Consider the following 19,871-nt stretch of genomic DNA (forward strand, 5'->3'; position numbering starts at 1 on the left):
AACGGTGGTAGGGCCGCACCTCTTCCGGCGCCGTCTCCGTCGCCGAGCCAGTACTGGTCTGATGACTGCTTCGACGATCCGACGCAGCCGTATCTGTGTGCGCCGGTGGAGGGTGAGGGTGAGGCGATCCCGACCGTGTCGGCGAGTGATCTTGCGAGCTTTGTGCCGGCGATGCCGAGCCTGGGCGGTGAGCCCGACGGAGTGGGACTCGTGGGCGCGCCGACGAACGTCATCGCGGGCTCGACCGAGCACGATGTGCACGGCTCTCTGTTCGGCAGAGACGTCTCGGTGCGGTTCACTCCTGCGGCGTACCGGTTCGACTACGGTGACGGGACGAGTCAGACGACGACCACCGGAGGGGCATCGTGGTCGAGCCTCGGGCAGGCACAGTTCACGCCCACGGCGACCAGCCACGTGTACCGCGCACGCGGTACGTACACGGTGACCGTCGCGACGCTGTTCGACGCGACCGTGCAGTGGGGCTCGGTCCGTATCCCGGTGACCGGTCAGGTGGCGTCCACACCCGCCGGCTACGAGGTTCGCATCGTCGAAGCGCACACCGCCCTGGTGGACCGCAACTGCATCGAAGACCCGAACGGGGTCGGCTGCTAAGCACCCGGTGCGACCGTCACCCACTCGGCATGCTTGGGCACGCGGCCGTCCCCCGACGACGTTCCGGTCAGGCGCCGGCGCACCCAGGGGCCGACATGCTCGCGGTAGTAGCCGATGCCGCGTCGCCGCTGGGAGGCGGGGAGCTCGGGAAGCGACCACCACTCCGCCGGCACGTCGAGATCCAGTGCGCTGAGTACACGCGCGGCCACGCGATGGTGCCCGCGACTGTTCATGTGCAGGCGGTCGTCCGACCAGTACGTCGGACTGCTCAGCTCGCGGTCGGGCCAGTTCAGGGCACGCACGACATCGGGGCGGTCGGCGACGCGCGCGACGACGGCATCGGACAGGAGGTCGCCGCGTCGTTGGATCAGGCGCCCCATCGGCAGCTGACCCGACGGGTTCGCCCCTGACAGCAGGATCAGGCGAACACCCTCCTGATCGCAGCGCTTGAGCACGAGCGAGAACGCGTCGGCGACGGACTGCACGGACGTGCGGGGTCTCAGCATGTCGTTACCGCCGCCGTTGAACGACAGGTGCGTCGGCTTCAAGGCCAGTGCGGGTTCGAGCTGCTGTTCGACGATGGGCCAGATCAGCTTTCCGCGGATCGCGACGTTGGCATACTCGATCGGCTCGCCCGCGGCATCCGCCCACCCCTGAGCCACGAGATCGGCCCACCCGCGTGCGCGGCCGTCGGGCAGCTCGTCGCCGACGCCCTCGCTGAAGGAGTCGCCGATGGCGACGAAGCGAACGGAGGTCACGAACCCCAGCCTATGAACCCGTCGCCAGAAGTTCGCGCACCCGCGGCACCACCCGCGTGCCGAACAGTTCGATCGACCGCATCAGCTGCTCGTGAGGCATGGCGCCGTTGGCGTACTTGAGGTCGAAACGATCGAGATCGAGTGCGACGATCGTCGCGGCGATCTTGCGCGCGACCGTCTCGGGCGACCCGGCGTAGGTCGCGCCGTCGGGGCCGACGTCCTGCTGGAACTGCATGCGACTGAACGGCGGCCAGCCGCGCTCAGCACCGATCGTGTTGCGGCTGACCTCCATCGCGGGGTACAGCTCGTCCCACGCCTGCTGGTCGGTCTCGGCGATATGACCCTGCGAGTGCACGCCGACAGGTCGTGCCGGCTGCTCGAACGTCTCGAGTGATCGGTGAAACAGATCGACGAACGGCCGGAAGCGGGCCGCCGATCCGCCGATGATCGCCAGCATCAGACCGAACCCGTGCCGAGCTGCACGCACGACCGACTCGGGACTGCCGCCGACGCCCACCCACACGGGAAAGCCGTTCTCGGTCTTGGGATACACGTTGGCGTTCTCGAGCGCGGCGCGCGTGGCACCGCTCCAGGTGACCGGCTTCTCTTCCGTGAGCATGCGGAACAGCTCGAGCTTCTCCTCGAAGAGCACCTCGTAGTCGCTGAGATCGAAGCCGAACAGCGGGAAAGACTCGATGAACGAGCCGCGGCCCAGCGTGATCTCGGCCCGGCCGTTCGACACCGCATCCAGCGTCGCAAAGCGCTCGTACACACGCACCGGGTCGTCTGAGGAGAGTACCGTCACCGCGGTGCCCAGACGCAGGCGTTCGGTGCGTGACGCCGCGGCGGCCAGAACGATATCGGGGCTCGAGATCGAGAAGTCCTTGCGGTGATGCTCCCCCACGCTGAAGGCGTCCAGCCCGACCTCGTCGGCGAGCTCGGCCTGCGCGACGACATCGCGAATCGTCTGCGCCTGCGAGACGGGGTGGCCGGTGGCATCCACTGTCACGTCACCGAAGGTGTCGAGACCGAACTGCAGCTTCTCGGGCGAGGTCATCTATGGCTCCTATCAGTCCCCAGAGACAGAACAGTGGATGCCACGCGCACATTCCCGACACGAGGATCGCGGCGTAGCCATGGCGCCCATGGCGGTGCTGCGGCGAGGCGACGGGCCGCGCAACGGCTGATCAGAGCCGGCCGACCGCCATGCGCAGCGTGTCGAGCCCGACGCCGCCGAGGTCGAGCGCCTTCTTGTGGAACTGTTTGATGTCGAATGCGTCGCCCTTGCGCGCCTTGTACTCGTCGCGGATCTGCTCCCAGATGCGCTGACCGACCTTGTATGAGGGCGCCTGACCCGGCCAGCCCAGGTACCGGTTGACCTCGAAGCGCACGAACTCGTCGGGCATGTTGACGTTGCGCGACATGAACTCGAGGGCGTTGTCGGCATCCCAGACACCGTCTCCGTCCAGGCGGGGCTTGCCGAGGTGCACGCCGATGTCGAGCACGACACGGGCGGCGCGCATGCGCTGCCCGTCGAGCATGCCCAGACGGTCGGCCGGCGTCGACAGGTAGCCGAGCTCGTCCATCAACCGCTCGGCATACAGTGCCCAGCCCTCGGCGTGCCCGGACGACCCCGACAGCAGGCGACGCCACGCATTGAGCTCGGCGCGGTTGTACACGGCCTGCCCGATCTGCAGGTGGTGGCCCGGAACGCCCTCGTGGTACACGGTGGTCAGCTCGCGCCACGTGTCGAAGTCCTCCACGCCTTCGGGTACCGACCACCACATGCGGCCGGGGCGCGAGAAGTCGTCGGTCGGGCCGGTGTAGTAGATGCCGCCCTCCTGGGTGGGGGCGATCATGCACTCCAGGCGACGCACCGGCTCGGGGATGTCGAAGTGTGTGCGGCCGAGTTCCTCGACCGCCTGGTTGCTCACGCGCTGCATCCACTCCTGCAGTGCGTCGGTGCCGTGCAGGCGTGACGACGCATCGGCCTCGAGCGATACCACGGCCTCTTCGACCGAGGCCCCGGGCTCGATCTCTTCGGCAATCGCCTCCTGCTCGGCGACCATGCGGGCGAGCTCGCCGATACCCCACTCGTAGGTCTCGTCGAGGTCGATCTTCGCGCCGAGGAAGCGCTGCGACTGCAGCGCGTACAGCTCGCGCCCCACCGCGTCCTTCTCCCCCGCGACCGGTGCCAGCTCGGTGCGGAGAAACTCGGCCAGCGTATCGTAGGCCTCGCGGGCGGCGCCCGAGGCCGAGGCGAGATCACGGGTGAGGGATGCCGGCAGCTCACCGCCGTCGCGGGTGGCCGCCCCTGCGACGAACGCGGCGAAGAAGCCGGTGTCGCCGGTGTAGCGCAAGACTTGGGTCGCGACCTCTGCGACCTGTCGCCGCGCGGGCACCACGCCCTCGGCGATGCCGGCGCGCAATGTGGAGATGTACCCGGCGATGGCGGACGGGATCGCGCCCATACGGGTCGCGATGACGGTCCAGTCGTCGGCGGACTCGGTCGGCATGAGGTCGTACACCGCCCGGATGTCTTGCGGCGCCGAGGCGATCACGTTCAGATCGCGCAGGTGCCACCGGGCGTCGTGCACCGCGAGCGTGAGCTCGAGATCACGACCGAGTGCGTCCTTGGTGACGACATCGACGTCGTCGAGCGGCTCGAGGGCGTTCAGCGCGGTGAGTGTCGCTCGTGCCTTCGCAGCGGCGTCGGCCGCCCCATCGGGCGAGTAGTCGCCGTAGCGGTCGTTGTATTCGTCACGGCCGATGTAGGTGCCGGCGACGGGTGAGAGCTCGGCGACCGTGTCGACCCACTCTTCGGCGAGGGTGTCGATCGCGGAAGGAGTGCGCGGAGAATCTGTCATGCCTCGAGCCTCATCACCGGTCAGTGCCCGGCCTGGTTCCAGTCGGTGCCGCGCCCGATCTGCACGTCCAGAGGTACCGTCAGTGTGGTCGCCCCGGCCATCTCGGTACGCACGATCTGCTCGGTCGCATCCCACTCGCCCGCAGCGACCTCCACGACCAGCTCGTCGTGGATCTGCAGCAGCACCCGCGAACCCAGGCCCTGTGCGCGCAGCGCCTCGTGGATGCGGAACAACGCGATCTTCATGATGTCTGCCGCGCTGCCTTGGATCGGCGCGTTGAGGGCTGCGCGCTCCGCATTCTCGCGCAGCACGCGGTTGGGGCTGCTGAGGTCGGGGAACGGTCGGCGGCGGCCGAAGATCGTCTCCGTGTATCCGTCGATGCGTGCCTGCTCGACCGAGGAGCGCAGATAGTCGCGCACGGCGCCGAAGCGCAGAAAGTACTCGGTCATCAGCTGTTTGGCCTCGGACTGCTCGATGCGCAGCTGTTTCGACAGCCCGAAAGCACTGAGTCCGTAGACGAGGCCGTACGACATGGCCTTGACCTTGGTGCGCATGTTCGCATCCACATCCTCGGGGGCCACACCGAACACGCGCGCGCCGACGAAGCGGTGCGTGTCCTCCCCCGAGTTGAACGCCTCGATCAGACCGGGGTCCTCAGACAGGTGCGCCATGATGCGCATCTCGATCTGGGAGTAGTCCGCTGTCAGCAGCGTCTCGTAGCCCGCGCCCACCTCGAAGGCCGATCGGATGCGACGGCTCTCCTCGGTGCGCACCGGGATGTTCTGCAGGTTCGGATCCGTGCTCGACAGCCGGCCGGTCTGGCTGCCGGTCTGCACGTAGGTGGTGTGGATGCGCCCGTCGGCGGCGATCGAGCCGTCGAGCGACTCGATGATCTGGCGCAGTTTCGTGGCCTCGCGATGCTCGAGCAGCAGGTTCAGGAACGGGTGCGGATTGCTCTCCTGCAGATCGGCGAGCACCGCGGCATCCGTCGAGTACCCGGTCTTCGTCTTGCGGGTCTTGGGCAGCTGCAGGTCCTCGAAGAGCACCTCCTGCAGCTGCTTCGGCGAACCCAGGTTCACCTCGCGGCCGATCGTCGCATACGCGTCCTGCGCGATGCCGTCGGCGCGGGCAGCCAGTTCAGCGGAGAAGCCCGACAGCTTCTCGTGCGACACGGCGACCCCGGCCAGCTCCATGTCGGCCAGCGTCGACAGGGTCGGCAGCTCGATGTCTGTGAGCACCGCCGCCACGCCGTCGGGAAGCTCGCCGCGCAACGCCTCGGCGAGGCGCAGCACGTACCACGCGCGCTGGCCCGGCGTCGCGCCCTCGGTCTCGGGGACGAGTTGGGCCGGGTCGGCCTCGGGCAGCTTCTCGCCGAGGTACCGGTCGACGAGGTCGGCGAGGGTCTTGTCGGGCAGGCTCGGGCGCAGCAGCCACCCGGCGAGCAGCGTGTCGAACGACAGCCCGCCGAGGCCCACCTGTGCACGGCGCAGCGCCTTGACCTGCGGCTTCGCGTCGTGCAGCACCTTCGGGGCGTCGGCGGCGAGCCATTCGCCGAAGGCCGAGGCGACAGCATCCGCCGTCCAGTCGAACTCGACCGCCTCGGCATCGCTCGCGATCCCCACGCGGGCGGGAAGGTTGCCTGTCGTCTCGACCACCAGGGCGAGGGGTGCGCCGTCGGCCGCGTCGAGCCATCCTGTGAGCGCGTCGGCGTCGACCTGCGCGGGCTCGGGGGCGGTCGTCGCGGCGGTACGCGCGGTGTCATCGGCGTCGGCGAGTGCGGCACCCGCCATCTCGAACACCCGCGGCAGCAGCGTGCGGAACTCGAGCCGGGCGAAGATGTCGCGCACGGCCTGCGCGTCGATCGGCTGCACCGCCAGATCGGCCGGCCCGACCGGAAGCTCGACATCGGTGAGCAGCCGGTTGAGCGAGCGATTGCGCTTCACGTCGTCGAGGTGCTCGCGCAGGTTTCCGCCCACGACGCCGGTCACCTCGTCGGCACGTGCGAGCAGCTCGTCGAGCGAGCCGAACCTCGTCAGCCACTTCACGGCGGTCTTCTCGCCGACCTTGGGCACGCCCGGCAGGTTGTCGCTCGTCTCCCCCACCAGCGCCGCGATATCGGGGTACTGCTCGGGCGGCACACCGTACTTGTCGATGACCGCCTGGCGGTCGTAGCGCTTGAGCTGCGACACACCCTGCACGTTCGGGTAGAGCAGCGTGATGTCGTCGCCCACGAGCTGGATGGTGTCGCGGTCGCCGGAGCACACCAGCACGTGGAAGCCCTCGGCGGCGCCGCGTGTCGCAAGCGTCGCGAGGATGTCGTCGGCCTCGATCTCGGTCTTCTGCAGCACGGGGATACTCATGGCCGCCAGGCACTCCTGCAGTAGCGGGATCTGCCCTTGGAACGGTGCCGGGGTCTCGGTGCGATTCGCTTTGTACTCGGGGTACACGTCGGTGCGGAACGAGTGCCGCGACGTGTCGAACGCGACCGCGAGGTGGGTGGGTCGTTCGGCCTTGACGAGGTTCACCAGCATCGCCAGGAACCCATAGATGCCGTTGGTGTGCTGGCCGTCCTTCGTCGAGAAGTTCTCCACCGGCAGCGCGTAGAACGCACGGTAGGCCAGGGAGTGTCCGTCGACGACCAGGAGGGTAGGCTTCTCGGAGTCGGTCACCTCATCAGCCTAACCAGGGGTGCCGACGTTCTCTGCCGCCGACGACTGAGGGTGGGACATGGCCGACAGCGCTGCTGCGACGTCCGAGGGAATCGAGTGGGCTCGTCGCCTCGGCGGCGGTGCCCTCGCGGAGAAGATGGGCTTCGAATGGATCGAGCTCACCCACGAGCGCGCAGCAGCACGGATGCCGGTGGCCGGCAACACACAGCCGGTCGGCCTGTTCCACGGCGGCGCCCATGTCGTGCTGGGCGAGTCGCTCGGCTCGATGCACGCGAATTTCACGGCCGGGCCCGGCCGGCTCGCCGTCGGAGTCGACGTCAACGCGACACATACGCGTTCGGTCACGTCTGGCTACGTCACCGGTGTGTGCACACCGATTCACCTGGGGAGGTCGATGACGGTGCACGAGGTCGTGCTGACCGATGACGACGGCCGCCGCTGCTCGACCGTGCGCATCACGAACAGGATCGTCGACGCGCCGGCGTGATGTCAGTCCTTCTTGGGCGCCAGCTGCTCGATGATCGCCTTGGCGACGTCCTGCATCGTGAGTCGGCGGTCCATCGACGCCTTCTGGATCCACCGGAAGGCCTCGGGTTCGGTGAGACCCATCTTCTCGTTGAGCAGGCCCTTCGCGCGATCGACGAGCTTGCGGGTCTCGAAGCGCTCGACCATGTCGCTGACCTCGGCCTCGAGCGTGATGATCTGCTCGTGCCGCGCGAGCGCGATCTCGATCGCCGGCAGCAGGTCGTTGGGTGTGAACGGCTTGACGACGTACGCCAAGGCGCCAGCCTCGCTCGCCCGCTCGACGAGCTCCTTCTGGCTGAACGCGGTCAGCAGCACGACGGGCGCGATGTGGTTCTTGCTGAGCTTCTCGGCGGCCGAGATGCCGTCCAGCTGCGGCATCTTCACGTCCATGATGACGAGGTCGGGTCGCAGCTCGGTGGCCAGCTGCACCGCAGTCTCGCCGTCCCCAGCCTCGCCGACGACGTCGAAGCCGTTGTCTCGGAGGATCTCGACGATGTCGAGCCGGATCAGCGATTCGTCCTCTGCCACGACGACGCGTCGGGGGGCGGATGCTGCGGGGTTCTCGTTCTGATCCTGCTCAGTCACCGTTCCATCCTAGCGACAGCCAGGGCGCTCCCCTGCGGTATCGTCGAGTGTCGGCCGGTGTGGCGGAATGGCAGACGCGACCGACTCAAACTCGGTTGCCCGCGAGGGCGTGTGGGTTCGACTCCCACCACCGGCACCGAGCGGAGAGGGATGCCGCGCGCGGCATCCCTCTCCGGCTCCGCTTCTACTGGCCCGACTTGTAGATGGGCGCCTTGCCGTGCACGGCATCACCGACCTTGTGGATGCGGATGTCGTTGGTCGACCCGATGATCCCGGGAGGCGAGCCCGAGATGACGACGACCTTGTCGCCGACGGCGGCGAGCTCGTTCGGCAGCAGGTGGTCGTCGACCTGGAGGTACATGCGATCGGTGTGCGGGACGTGCTCGACCAGGGTCGACTGGATGCCCCACGTCAGCGCCATCCGGCGACGGATCGCCGGGTCGGGTGTGAAGCCGATCATCGGGATCCCCGGGCGCAGCCGAGACATGCGGCGTGCGGTGTCACCGGACTCGGTGAAGATGCAGATGTACTTTGCCTCGACGAACTCCGCGACCTCGAGGGCGGCCAGCGTGATGATGCCGCCCTGGGTCCTGGGCCGGGTCGTGATCGGCACGATGCGCTCGAGACCGTGGTCCTCGGTGGAGGCGATGATGCGGACCATGGTCTCGACGACGACCACGGGGTACTCCCCGACGCTCGTCTCTCCCGACAGCATCACCGCGTCGGCGCCGTCGAGCACGGCGTTGGCGACATCGCTCGTCTCGGCCCGTGTCGGCACGGGGCTGCCGATCATCGACTCCAGCATCTGCGTAGCCACGATCACGGGCTTGGCCATCCGGCGGCACAGCTCGACGGCGTGCTTCTGCACGATCGGCACGGCCTCCAGCGGCAGTTCCACGCCGAGGTCGCCGCGCGCGACCATGATGCCGTCGAACGCGTCGATGATCTCCTCGAGGTTGTCGACGGCCTGCGGTTTCTCGATCTTGGCGATGATGGGGATGCGTCGCCCCTCCTCCGTCATGATCTCGTGCACGCGCTCGACGTCGGAGGCATCCCGCACGAACGACAGGGCGATGAGATCGGCGCCGATGCGCAGACCCCACCGCAGATCGGCCTCGTCCTTCTCGGACAGGGCGGGCACGTTCACGGCCACACCCGGCAGGTTGATGCCCTTGTTGTTCGAGACCGGTCCACCGACGACGACTTCGGTCGTCACAACGGTGCCGTCGGTCTCGAGGACCTTGACGCGCACCTTGCCGTCGTCGATGAGCAGGAAGTCGCCCGGCGTGACGTCGGCCGGCAGGCCCTTGAACGTCGTGGAGCAGATCTGCTTCGTTCCGGGGATGTCGTCGACGGTGATCTTGAAGATATCGCCGACCTCGAGCTCGTGCGGGCCATCGGCGAAACGCCCGAGCCGGATCTTCGGACCCTGCAGATCGACGAGGACGGCGACCGCGCGGCCGACGTCCTCTGCGGCACGCCGCACGTTCGCGAAGTTCTTCTCGTGCACGGCATAGTCGCCGTGACTGAGGTTGAATCGAGCCACGTCGACACCGGCCTCGATGATCGCGCGGATCATCTCATAGCGGGAAGTCGCCGGTCCGAGGGTGGCCACGATCTTGGCGCGTCTCATCGGTTCTGCACTCCGGGTGTTCTTGCATTCGGGTGAGGGGAAAGCGTTGCCGCCAGCCTACGCGGGCTGCAACCCGAGGGCGACATCGTCGGCGTGCACCGGGCACGGCAGCAGAGTGGTGCCCATGAGGTACTCGTCGGCGCGCGCCGCGGCGGCGCGACCCTCGGCGATGGCCCACACGATCAGCGACTGTCCGCGCCCGGCATCGCCGGCCACGAACACGCCGGGCGTGTCGGTGCCGAAGCCCCGGTCCCGGGCCAGGGCGCCGCGATCGGTGAAGCGGGCGCCGAGCTGCTGCGTCAGCGACGTGCTCTCGGGGCCGGTGAAGCCCATGGCGATGAGCACGAGGTCGGCCGGGATCTCGCGCTCGGTGCCGGCCTTGGGAACACGGCGACCGTCGACGAACTCGGTCTCTGCCACTCGCAGCGCGCGGACCTCACCGGCGTCGTTCGAGACGAACTCGACGGTGGAGGCGAGGTACGCGCGTTCACCGCCCTCTTCATGCGCGGACTGCACCTCGAAGATCGTCGGAGACATAGGCCACGGCTGATGCTCGGGGCGGGACTCGGGCGGGCGGGCTCCGATGGCCAGATTGGTCACGCTGAGGGCGCCCTGACGGTGGGCGGTGCCGATGCAGTCGGCGCCCGTGTCGCCGCCGCCGATGACGACGACGTGCTTGCCTTCGGCGCTGATCTGGTTCGGCACCTGGTCACCGGCGACGGCACGGTTCGACTCGACGAGGTACTCCATCGCAAAGTGCACGCCGGCGGCGTCGCGCCCCGGGATGGGCAGGTCGCGCGGCACCGTGGCGCCCGTCGCGATCACCACAGCGTCGTAACGGTCACGCAGGTCGCTCCACGTGATGTCGCGCCCGATCTCGATGCCGGCGCGGAAGCGGGTGCCTTCGCCCTGCATCTGGCGCAGTCGCGCTTCGAGGTGCCGCTTCTCGAGTTTGAAGTCGGGGATGCCGTACCGCAGCAGGCCGCCGATGCGGTCATCGCGCTCGAACACCGCCACGGTGTGACCGGCGCGGGTGAGCTGCTGGGCGGCGGCCAGCCCAGCTGGTCCCGAGCCGACGACGGCGACGGTCTTGCCGGTCAGTCGTTCCGGCGGCTCGGGCTCGACCCAGCCGTTGGCGAACGCCTCGTCGGCGATCGACACCTCGATCTGCTTGATCGTCACCGCAGGCTGGTTGACGCCGAGCACGCATGCGCTCTCGCACGGCGCTGGGCAGAGCCGGCCGGTGAGCTCCGGGAAGTTGTTTGTGGCATGCAGTCGCTCGAACGCCGCCCTGCCCTCACCGCGCCAGGTCAGATCGTTCCACTCGGGGATGAGATTGCCCAGGGGGCAGCCCTGATGGCAGAACGGCACGCCGCAGTCCATGCACCGGCTCGCCTGGCGGCGCAGCACCGCACCGTCGCCGGGCTCGTAGACCTCTCTGAAGTCGAGGATGCGCACCGCCACGGGCCGACGCGCGGGCAGTTCGCGCTCGGTGTGTGCGAGGAAGCCCTTCGGGTCAGCCACCGGTCACCTCCAGGATGCGGGTCCACACCACGTCGCCGTCGGGGTCGAGTCCCTCGGCGATCGCCGCCTGGCGTGTCTGCAGCACGGCGGCGTAGTCGCGGGGAACAATGCGGACGAACCGGTCGATCTCGCTCTCGAAGTCGTCGAGGATGTCGCGTGCGCGGCGCGAGCCGGTGCGCACGGTGTGCTGCTCGAGCAGGTCGCGCAGCATGGCCACGTCGCCCGAGCCCAGCGGCTGCAGCTCCAGCTCGCCGAGGGCGAGGGCCTCGCGGTTGACCAGGTCGCGGTCGAGGTCGCGGATGTAGGCGACGCCGCCCGACATCCCCGCACCGAGGTTGCGGCCGGTGCGACCGAGAATCACGGCGAGCCCGCCGGTCATGTACTCGAGCGCATGGTCGCCGACGCCTTCGACGACCGCGGTCGCACCGGAGTTGCGCACGAGGAAGCGCTCGCCCACGACACCGTTGAGGAACATCGTGCCCTGCGTGGCGCCATACCCGATCACGTTGCCGGCGATGACGTTGGCCGCCGCGTCGAAGGTCGCGCTGCGAGGTGGGCGCACGATGATCTCGCCGCCCGATAGGCCCTTGCCCACGTAGTCGTTCGAGTCGCCCTCCAGTCGCAGAGTGATACCTGCGGGCAGGAACGCACCGAACGACTGACCCGCCGAGCCGGTGAGGTTCACGGTGATCGACCCGCTCGGCAGCCCCTGTGGCCCGTGCAGGCGCGTGACGTGGTGGCCGAGCATGGTCCCCACAGCTCGTTCGGTGTTGCGGATCGGGCGGTCGACCTCGACCTGGGAGGAGGTGCCATCGAGCACGTCACGGGCCCGTTCGATCAGGGCCACATCGAAGTGACTGTCGAGCTCGTGGTCCTGCGCGCGGCCGTTGCGGCGCGGCTCGGCGTCGCTGAACGCCGGGCCGCGCAGCACGGGGGCAAGATCGAGACCCGCGGCCTTGAAGTGCTCGACGGCGGGGTTCACGTCGATCAGCTCGGTGTGCCCGATCGCCTCGTCGAGCGAGCGGAATCCGAGCGCTGCCAGGTGCTCGCGTACCTCCTCGGCAATGAACTCCATGAAGTTGACGACGAACTCGGGCTTCCCGCTGAACCGTTTCCGCAGGACAGGGTTCTGGGTGGCGACTCCGACCGGGCACGTGTCGAGGTGACAGACCCGCATCATGATGCAGCCCGACACGACCAGCGGTGCGGTGGCGAAGCCGAACTCCTCGGCACCCAGCAGGGCGCCGATGATCACGTCGCGCCCTGTCTTCAACTGGCCGTCGACCTGCACGACCACGCGATCGCGCATACCGTTGAGCATGAGGGTCTGCTGCGTCTCGGCGAGCCCCAGCTCCCACGGCGTGCCCGCGTGCTTGAGCGAGTTCAGCGGACTCGCCCCCGTGCCGCCGTCGTGCCCCGAGACCAGGATGACGTCGGCCAGCGCCTTGGCCGTGCCCGCGGCGACTGCGCCGATCCCGGACTGGCTGACCAGCTTGACGTGGATCCGGGCGGAGGGATTGGCGTGCTTGAGGTCGAAGATGAGTTGTTTGAGGTCCTCGATCGAGTAGATGTCGTGGTGCGGCGGCGGCGAGATCAGGCCGACGCCCGCGGTGTCGCCACGCGTACGCGCGACCCTGGGATACACCTTGGCCGGGGGAAGCTGCCCGCCCTCGCCGGGTTTGGCGCCTTGAGCGAGCTTGATCTGCAGGTCGTCCGCCTCGGTCAGGTACATGCTCGTGACGCCGAAGCGGCCGGAGGCGACCTGCTTGATGGCGCTGCGCCGCTCGGGGTCGAGCAGCCGCTCGACGTCTTCACCGCCCTCGCCGGTGTTCGACTTGCCGCCCAGCCGGTTCATCGCGATCGCGAGCGTCTCGTGGGCCTCCTGCGAGATCGAGCCGTAGCTCATCGCGCCCGTCGAGAAGCGCGTGATGATGGCCGAGACGGGCTCGACCTCGTCGAGCGGCACCGGGGGCCGTACCCCCTCGCGCAGACGGAACATGCCGCGCAGGGTCTTGAGCTCTGCCGACTGGTCGTCCACGAGCTTCGTGTACTGCTGGAAGATGTCGTACCGGCGTGTGCGCGTCGAGTGCTGCAGTCGGAACACGGTGTCGGGGTTGAACAGGTGCGGCGTGGCATCCCGTCGCCACTGGTACTCGCCCCCCGTCCACAGCCGCTCGTACGCGCGGGCCGCCGCGTCCTCGGGGTAGGCGAAGTCGTGGCGGGCCTGGTTCTCTGCGGCGATCTGCTCGATACCGATCCCGCCGAGCTTCGACTCCGTGCCCGTGAAGTACGCATCGATGACCTCTTGGCTGAGTCCGATCGCCTCGAACGTCTGCGCGCCGGTGTACGACGCGACGGTCGAGATGCCCATCTTCGACATGATCTTCAGCACGCCCTTGCCGAGCGCGTACAGCAGGTTGCGCACGGCTGTGTCGGCGGTGATCCCGGTGATGTGACCCGCGCGCACGAGGTGCTCGACGGTCTCCATCGCCAGGTACGGATTGATCGCCGAGGCGCCGTAGCCGAGCAGTGTCGCCACGTGGTGCACCTCACGGACGTCGCCGGCTTCGACCACCAGGCCGACCTTCATGCGCGTCTCGTTGCGGATCAGGTGGTGGTGCACCGCCGACACGAGCAGCAGCGACGGGATCGGCACGAGGTCCTTGTTCGAGTCGCGATCCGACAGGATGAGGAACTCGGCGCCGTCGGCGATCGCGGCATCCGCCTCGGCGCAGAGCTCGTCGAGGCGCTCCTTCAGGCTGCCGGGACCGGCGTCGAAGTGGTAGAGCCCGCGCAGGGTGACCGCGGTGCGTCCGGGCATCGTGCGATGGATGTTCTGGATCTTCGCCAGCTCGTCGTTGTCGAGCACCGGGAAGTCGAGGGTGACCTGACGCGCGTGATCCGGCCCCCACGCCAGCAGGTTGGGCTCCCGACCGATGCCCGCGCGCAGGCTCGTCACAACCTCTTCGCGGATCGAGTCCAGTGGCGGGTTCGTGACCTGCGCGAACTGCTGCGTGAAGTAGTCGAACAGCAGTCGCGGCCGCTCGCTGAGCGCGGCGATGGGGGTGTCGGTGCCCATGGCGCCCAGCGGCTCGACCCCGTGCTGCCCCATGGGCGTGAGCAGAATGCGCACTTCCTCCTCGGTGTAGCCGAAGGTGCGCTGGCGGCGGGTGATCGACGCGACGGGGTGCACGATGTGCTCGCGCTCAGGCAGCTCGCTCAGCTGCAGCCGCTGACGAAGCCATAGGTCCCACGGCTCGAGCGCCGCCAACTGCGCCTTGATCTCCTCGTCCTCCACGATGCGCCGCTGCGCCGTGTCGACCAGGAACATGCGCCCCGGCTGCAGGCGGCCGCGGCGCTTGATGCGTTCGGGGGCGAACTCAAGCACCCCGGTCTCGCTGCCGATGACGACGAGCCCGTCGGTGGTCTCGGTCCAGCGGCCGGGGCGCAGGCCGTTGCGGTCGAGAGTGGCGCCGACGAGAGTGCCGTCGGTGAAGATGAGCGCGGCCGGGCCGTCCCACGGCTCCATCTGCAGGGAGTGGTAGTCGTAGAACGCCCGCAGCTGCGGATCCAGGTCGCTCTGCTTCTCGTACGCCTCGGGCACCATCATCATGATCGCGTGCGGCAGGCTGCGGCCGGTGAGGGTGAGCAGTTCGAGCACTTCGTCGAACGCGGCCGAGTCGCTTGCGCCCGGCGTGCAGATGGGCAGGAGGGGGCGGATGTCTCCCAGCACCTCCGACGCGAGCTGCGACTGCCGTGCGCGCATCCAGTTGCGGTTGCCGCGCACCGTGTTGATCTCGCCGTTGTGCGCAAGCATGCGCAGCGGCTGGGCGAGGGGCCACGACGGGAAGGTGTTGGTGGAGTAGCGCGAGTGCACCACGGCGAGCTCGGAGGCGAAGCGCTCGTCCGACAGGTCGGGGTAGAACGGCTCGAGCTGCAGGGTCGTGACCATGCCCTTGTAGCCGATGGTGCGGCACGACAGGGAGACGAAATACGCGCTCAACTCGTGCTGGGCACGTTTGCGCAGCCGGTAGGCGCGCCGATCGAGGTCGAGGCCGGACATGGCCGGGGCGCCGCCGATCGCGGGGCGCGACAGGAACAGCTGCTCGAACGCCGGGCGGGCGTCGTAGGCGAGCTTGCCGAGCTCGGCGCCGGCGGTGGGCACCGTGCGCCAGCCGAGCACCTCGAGCCCCTCGTCGGCGGCAAGGCTCGCGATGGCCGACTTCAGCGCCGAGCGCGCATCGGCGTCACGGGGCAGGAAGGCCAGACCTGCGGCGTACTCGCCGACCGGCGGCAGCGCGAAGTCGACGACCTCGCGGAAGAAGACATCGGGCATCTGCGTCAGGATGCCGGCTCCGTCGCCGGTTCCGGCGTCGGAGCCGATCGCGCCGCGGTGCTCGAGGTTGCGCAGCGCCGTGAGAGCGAGGTCGATGATGTCGTGCCCCGGTGTGCCGCGCAGCGTCGCCACCATGGCGAGGCCACAGGCATCCTTCTCGAAGGCAGGGTCGTACATGCCCTGCGCAGCGGGGAAGCCGCCGAAAGGGTCGTGGGGGCTCGATGCCATGCGTACCGTCCTCACGTGGAGTGCATCAGCTGGGACGACGTCGGCCCGTGGGAGTTACTTCGCGGTGACCGCGCTTGTGGCGGAGTCTGCGGCACCGACCTCGGCTGCGGGCGGCTCGCTCACATCGACGAAGTCATCGGTGTCCTGCGATTGTACAGCGTCCGAGACCTTGGGCTTCCATTCGCGACCCGGCACGTACGGCGACGGCTCGAGGCCGGTGTGCCGACGCTTCTGCACGATGAGGATCACGATGCCCAGCACGACGCCGATGATGGCGGCCCATACGTTCGAGCGAAGGCCGAAGAAAACCTCGCTCGGATCGATGCGGATCGACTCCCAGACGATGCGACCGGCGCTGTACCAGATGAGGTACACGGCGAACAGGCGGCCCCACTGCAGCGTGAATCGGCTGCCCAGCCACAGCAGCACGAACGCGCCCAGCGTGTTCCAGATCACCTCGTAGAGAAAGGTGGGGTGGAAGAGCGTGTCGGCGGGCAGTCCGGGCGGGAACGCCGGGTTGTCGGGGTTGATCTCCAGACCCCACGGCAGATCGGTGGGCAGGCCGAACAGCTCCTGGTTGAACCAGTTGCCGAAGCGGCCCATTGCCTGGGCGAGAAGCAGGCCGGGTGCTAGCGCGTCGGCGAAGGCGGAGAAGCGGATGCCGGTCCATCGGCATCCCAGCCACGCCCCGATGGCGCCGCCGATGAGCGATCCGTAGATGGCGATGCCACCCTCCCAGATCGCCCATACCGAGCCCGGTTCGAAGGGGTTCCACGGGTTCGAGCCCGGGCCGAAGTAGAAGCCCGGGTGGGTGGCAACGTGGAAGATGCGCGCACCGATGATGGCCAGCGGAACGGCGAGCAGCCCGATGTCGACGACGACCCACGGCTCGGCACCGCGTCTGGTCAGCCGGGAGTTCGTGATCAGAACGGCCGCGATGATGCCGGCGATGATGCACAGAGCGTAGATGCGCACAGGGAACGAGCCGATGTGGAACTCGCTGATCGACGGGCTGGGGATGCTGGCCAGGACACTGGCAGCGGCGTGGAGCATGGGAGGATCGTCCTTGCTGTGGGGGCCATCGGCGATCGCGCCGACCTTGGAAGTCTACCCAGCGCGGCCGGAGACCAGTTCGCGGGTGACGGCGGCCAGTTGCTCGGTCCCGCCGTCGCGCAGCGCGCGCACGAGCGCCGTGCCCACGATCACGCCGTCGGCGTACTCGAGCACGCCCGTCACCTGCTCGGCGTTCGAGATGCCGATGCCGACGCACGCGCGCTCTGCGCCGTGCGCCCGCAGACGTTCCACGAGCGTGCGGGCCGCGGCATCCAGCTCTGCCCGCTCCCCCGTGATCCCCATGGTCGAGACGGTGTAGACGAAGCCCGTGGAGTTCTCGACCACCAGGTCCAGGCGCTCGTCACTCGACGTGGGGGCGGCCAGGAACACCCGATCGAGCCCCGTGCGCCGGCTGGCGGCGATCCAGTCGCCGGCCGCCTCGGGCGTGATGTCGGGGGTGATCAGACCCGCTCCCCCGGCGGCGAGCAGGTCGTCGGCGTAGCGATCGACGCCGTACTGGAACACGGGGTTCCAGTACGACATGACGAGCACCGGCACATCGACGCGGCTGGTGATCTCGCGCACGGCGGTGAACGTGTCGCGCAGGCGGAAGCCGCGGGCCAGAGCCAGCTGGGTCGCCTCCTGGATGACCGGGCCGTCCATCACCGGATCGCTGTACGGCGGACCGAGCTCGAGCACGTCGGCGCCGTTCTCGGCGAGCGTCACGGCCGCCTCGATGCTCGTGCGCAGATCGGGGAACCCGATCGGCAGGTATCCGACGAAGGCACCGCGGCCCTCGCCGTGCGCGCGGTCGATGGCGGCGGCGACGCGGCTCATTCCTTCGCCCCCTCGTCGTAGAGCCCGAACCAGTGGGCTGCGGTGTCCATGTCCTTGTCGCCGCGACCCGACAGGCTCACAGCGATGAGTGCGTCGGGGCCGAGCTCGCGGCCGATGCGGAGCGCCCCGGCGAGAGCATGCGCCGACTCGATCGCGGGGATGATGCCCTCGGTGCGAGACAGCAGGCGCAGTGCGTCCATGGCCTCGGAGTCGGTGGCGGGGATGTACTCGGCGCGCCCGATGTCGGCCAGCCACGAGTGCTCGGGACCGACGCCCGGGTAGTCGAGACCGGCTGAGATGGAGTGCGACTCGACGGTCTGGCCGTCCTCGTCCTGCAGGACGTACGTCTTCGCCCCGTGCAGCACGCCCACCCGGCCGCGCTCGATCGACGCCGCATGCCGAGGCGTGTCCACACCGTCACCGGCGGCCTCCACGCCATACAGGCGCACGCCTTCGTCGTCGAGGAACGCGTCGAACATCCCGATCGCGTTCGACCCGCCGCCGACGCAGGCGACGACGGCATCGGGCAGGCGCCCGATCCGCTCGAGCAGCTCGGCGCGGGCCTCGTCGCCGATGACCTTCTGGAAGTCGCGCACCATGGCGGGGAAGGGATGCGGCCCCGCCGCCGTGCCGAAGATGTAGTTGGTCGTCTCGACGCTGGCGACCCAGTCGCGGTACGCCTCGTTGATCGCGTCCTTCAACGTGCGCGATCCCGTCGTGACGGGGATCACCTCGGCGCCCAGCAGACGCATGCGTGCGACGTTGAGCGCCTGCCGCTCGGTGTCGACCTCGCCCATGTAGATCGTGCAGTCGAAGCCGAACAGGGCCGCCGCGGTGGCCGTGGCCACGCCGTGCTGGCCCGCGCCGGTCTCGGCGATCACGCGCGTCTTGCCGAGGCGCTTGGTCAGCAGCGCCTGGCCGATCACGTTGTTGATCTTGTGCGAGCCGGTGTGGTTGAGATCCTCGCGCTTGAGGAACACGCGCGCTCCGCCCGCGTGTTCCGCGAAGCGGGGGACTTCGGTCAGGGCGGACGGGCGCCCGGCGTAGTCGCGCAGCAGGGCGAGGAACTCCTCCTGGAAAGCGGGGTCTGCGTTCGCCGACTCGTAGACCTCGGTGAGCTCGTCGATCGCGGCGATGAGCGATTCGGGCATGAACCGGCCGCCGAACTCGCCGAAGAACGGCCCGGCCGCATCGCGCAGGCTCACGTGGCATCCCCCTCCAGGAACGATCGCAGAGTGGCCACCGGATCGCCGGTCACCAGCGCCTCGCCGACGAGAACGACATCGGCGCCCGCGGTGCGGTAGTGTGCCACGTCTGCCGGCTCGAGCACCGCCGACTCGGCGATCTTGACGACGCCGGGCGGGATCGACGGCGCGAGCCGCCCGAACAGGTCGCGATCGAGCTCGAAGGTCTTCAGGTCGCGGGCGTTGACGCCGACCAGCTGCGCGCCCAGCTCGAGGGCGACGTCGAGCTCTGCTGCGGAGTGCGTCTCGACCAGAGGCGTCATGCCCAACTCGAGCACCAGGCGGTGCAGCTCGGTCAGGCGCGGCACGTCGAGGCCGGCCACGATGAGCAGCACCAGGTCGGCGCCGGCCGCGCGGGCCTCGAGCACCTGGTACGGCGTCGCGATGAAGTCCTTGCGCAGCACCGGCAGTCGCACGGCCCCGCGCACGGCCTCGAGGTCGGCCAGGCTGCCCTTGAAACGCCGCTCTTCGGTCAGGACGCTGATCGCCGACGCGCCGCCCTCCTCGTAGAGGCGGGCCTGACGTGCCGGGTCGGGGATGCGGGCCAGGTCACCGCGCGAAGGGCTCGCGCGCTTGACCTCGGCGATGATCTTGACCTGTGCGGAGGGCTGCAGCGCGGCCAGCGCGTCGATCGCGGCCGGTCGGGCGAGCGCGTCGCGCTCGACGTCTGCGAGTGGGCGGGACTGCGCCCGCAGCTCTGCATCCTGTACCGCGCCGGCCGTGAGGTCGGCGAGCACGTCAGTGCCCCTTGGCCTGGTACTTGGGGCCGGCCACGCCGTAGCCGGCCTTCGCCATGATCCAGCCCACGATGGCGCCCGCCACGAGCAGACCCGCCGACGCCCACACGAGCCACACCACGTCGAAGTAGAACGCCACCGCGCCGGTGACGAACGCCGCGAGCATGATGATCACAGCCGTCCAGGCGGCGGGCGAGTTACCGTGACCGGGATCGGCGATGGGGTTCGTCATGGGTGATTCCTCCGGGAGTGCGCGGACACCC

General features: G+C 68.9%; 15 protein-coding genes and 1 tRNA gene. 3 read left to right on the top strand and 13 right to left on the bottom strand.

Going from position 1 to position 19,871, the window contains the following annotated elements; all coding sequences use genetic code 11:
• Window positions 1–612 (top strand): PKD domain-containing protein (locus ACK5IN_RS08890; RefSeq protein ID WP_416895832.1); only part of this gene is annotated, 612 nt, incomplete at its 5' end.
• Here the strand turns inward: ACK5IN_RS08890 and ACK5IN_RS08895 are convergent.
• The 4 genes from ACK5IN_RS08895 to polA all read right to left on the bottom strand — a co-directional run bounded on the left by ACK5IN_RS08895 (window position 609) and on the right by polA (window position 6,906).
• Window positions 609–1,370 carry an SGNH/GDSL hydrolase family protein gene (locus ACK5IN_RS08895; RefSeq protein ID WP_416895833.1) on the bottom strand — a complete coding sequence of 254 codons (762 nt, stop codon included), beginning with the start codon at window positions 1,368–1,370 and terminating at the stop codon, window positions 609–611. The two genes, ACK5IN_RS08890 and ACK5IN_RS08895, sit on opposite strands and share 4 nt — an antisense overlap.
• A 10-nt stretch (window positions 1,371–1,380) precedes the next feature.
• Window positions 1,381–2,427 carry an LLM class flavin-dependent oxidoreductase gene (locus ACK5IN_RS08900; protein ID WP_416895834.1) on the bottom strand — a complete coding sequence of 349 codons (1,047 nt, stop codon included), beginning with the start codon at window positions 2,425–2,427 and terminating at the stop codon, window positions 1,381–1,383.
• Between the two features lie 130 nt (window positions 2,428–2,557).
• A complete protein-coding gene (locus ACK5IN_RS08905; RefSeq protein ID WP_416895835.1) occupies window positions 2,558–4,237 on the bottom strand; it encodes a DUF885 domain-containing protein in 1,680 nt (559 codons plus the stop codon).
• Window positions 4,238–4,257: 20 nt separating this feature from the next.
• Complete coding sequence (gene polA, locus ACK5IN_RS08910) at window positions 4,258–6,906, bottom strand: DNA polymerase I (RefSeq protein WP_416895836.1); 2,649 nt, start codon at window positions 6,904–6,906, stop codon at window positions 4,258–4,260.
• Window positions 6,907–6,964: 58 nt separating this feature from the next.
• Between polA and ACK5IN_RS08915 the strand changes: the two genes are divergently transcribed.
• The gene (locus tag ACK5IN_RS08915; RefSeq protein WP_416895837.1) at window positions 6,965–7,393 is read left to right on the top strand and encodes a hotdog fold thioesterase; all 429 of its coding nucleotides are present in this window, start codon (window positions 6,965–6,967) and stop codon (window positions 7,391–7,393) included.
• Window positions 7,394–7,395: 2 nt separating this feature from the next.
• On the opposite strand, the gene ACK5IN_RS08920 is transcribed toward ACK5IN_RS08915, so the two are convergent.
• Window positions 7,396–8,016, bottom strand: coding sequence for an ANTAR domain-containing response regulator (locus ACK5IN_RS08920; protein WP_416895838.1), 621 nt, complete (start codon window positions 8,014–8,016; stop codon window positions 7,396–7,398).
• Between the two features lie 53 nt (window positions 8,017–8,069).
• Between ACK5IN_RS08920 and ACK5IN_RS08925 the strand changes: the two genes are divergently transcribed.
• Window positions 8,070–8,152: transfer RNA gene (locus ACK5IN_RS08925), tRNA-Leu, on the top strand.
• Between the two features lie 48 nt (window positions 8,153–8,200).
• Here the strand turns inward: ACK5IN_RS08925 and pyk are convergent.
• The 8 genes from pyk to ACK5IN_RS08965 are packed head-to-tail and all read right to left on the bottom strand — an operon-like array spanning window position 8,201 to window position 19,840.
• On the bottom strand, window positions 8,201–9,649 hold the full coding sequence (pyk, locus tag ACK5IN_RS08930) for a pyruvate kinase (RefSeq protein WP_416895839.1): 1,449 nt from the start codon (window positions 9,647–9,649) through the stop codon (window positions 8,201–8,203).
• Between the two features lie 57 nt (window positions 9,650–9,706).
• Window positions 9,707–11,173, bottom strand: coding sequence for a glutamate synthase subunit beta (locus ACK5IN_RS08935; RefSeq protein ID WP_416895840.1), 1,467 nt, complete (start codon window positions 11,171–11,173; stop codon window positions 9,707–9,709).
• Window positions 11,166–15,737 carry a glutamate synthase large subunit gene (gene gltB, locus ACK5IN_RS08940; RefSeq protein WP_416895841.1) on the bottom strand — a complete coding sequence of 1,524 codons (4,572 nt, stop codon included), beginning with the start codon at window positions 15,735–15,737 and terminating at the stop codon, window positions 11,166–11,168. Before gltB ends, ACK5IN_RS08935 begins: the two co-directional genes overlap by 8 nt.
• A gap of 54 nt (window positions 15,738–15,791) precedes the next feature.
• Window positions 15,792–16,790: a prolipoprotein diacylglyceryl transferase gene (gene lgt, locus ACK5IN_RS08945; RefSeq protein ID WP_416895842.1), complete on the bottom strand. Its 999-nt coding sequence runs from the start codon at window positions 16,788–16,790 to the stop codon at window positions 15,792–15,794.
• Window positions 16,791–16,844: 54 nt separating this feature from the next.
• Entirely contained in the window at window positions 16,845–17,627 is a 783-nt protein-coding gene (trpA, locus tag ACK5IN_RS08950; protein ID WP_416895843.1) for a tryptophan synthase subunit alpha, read from the bottom strand.
• Window positions 17,624–18,832 (bottom strand): tryptophan synthase subunit beta, encoded by a 1,209-nt coding sequence (gene trpB / locus ACK5IN_RS08955; protein ID WP_416895844.1) that lies wholly within the window; start codon window positions 18,830–18,832, stop codon window positions 17,624–17,626. The genes trpA and trpB overlap by 4 nt, the downstream gene beginning before the upstream one ends.
• The gene (trpC, locus tag ACK5IN_RS08960) at window positions 18,829–19,608 is read right to left on the bottom strand and encodes an indole-3-glycerol phosphate synthase TrpC (protein ID WP_416895845.1); all 780 of its coding nucleotides are present in this window, start codon (window positions 19,606–19,608) and stop codon (window positions 18,829–18,831) included. The genes trpB and trpC overlap by 4 nt, the downstream gene beginning before the upstream one ends.
• Window position 19,609: 1 nt before the next feature.
• Complete coding sequence (locus ACK5IN_RS08965; protein WP_416895846.1) at window positions 19,610–19,840, bottom strand: DUF6704 family protein; 231 nt, start codon at window positions 19,838–19,840, stop codon at window positions 19,610–19,612.
• Window positions 19,841–19,871 lie beyond the last annotated feature (31 nt).

Source organism: Microbacterium sp., from assembly GCF_047971895.1.
In the GTDB taxonomy this organism is placed as follows: Bacteria; Actinomycetota; Actinomycetes; order Actinomycetales; family Microbacteriaceae; genus Microbacterium.

Bases quoted from the DNA above. Each gene is read 5' to 3' on its own strand.
- gltB (WP_416895841.1), bottom strand. From the start codon at position 15,737: ATGGCATCGAGCCCCCACGACCCTTTCGGCGGCTTCCCCGCTGCGCAG.
- ACK5IN_RS08965 (WP_416895846.1), bottom strand. From the start codon at position 19,840: ATGACGAACCCCATCGCCGATCCCGGTCACGGTAACTCGCCCGCCGCC.
- lgt (WP_416895842.1), bottom strand. From the start codon at position 16,790: ATGCTCCACGCCGCTGCCAGTGTCCTGGCCAGCATCCCCAGCCCGTCG.
- trpA (WP_416895843.1), bottom strand. From the start codon at position 17,627: ATGAGCCGCGTCGCCGCCGCCATCGACCGCGCGCACGGCGAGGGCCGC.
- pyk (WP_416895839.1), bottom strand. From the start codon at position 9,649: ATGAGACGCGCCAAGATCGTGGCCACCCTCGGACCGGCGACTTCCCGC.
- ACK5IN_RS08905 (WP_416895835.1), bottom strand. From the start codon at position 4,237: ATGACAGATTCTCCGCGCACTCCTTCCGCGATCGACACCCTCGCCGAA.
- ACK5IN_RS08900 (WP_416895834.1), bottom strand. From the start codon at position 2,427: ATGACCTCGCCCGAGAAGCTGCAGTTCGGTCTCGACACCTTCGGTGAC.
- ACK5IN_RS08915 (WP_416895837.1), top strand. From the start codon at position 6,965: ATGGCCGACAGCGCTGCTGCGACGTCCGAGGGAATCGAGTGGGCTCGT.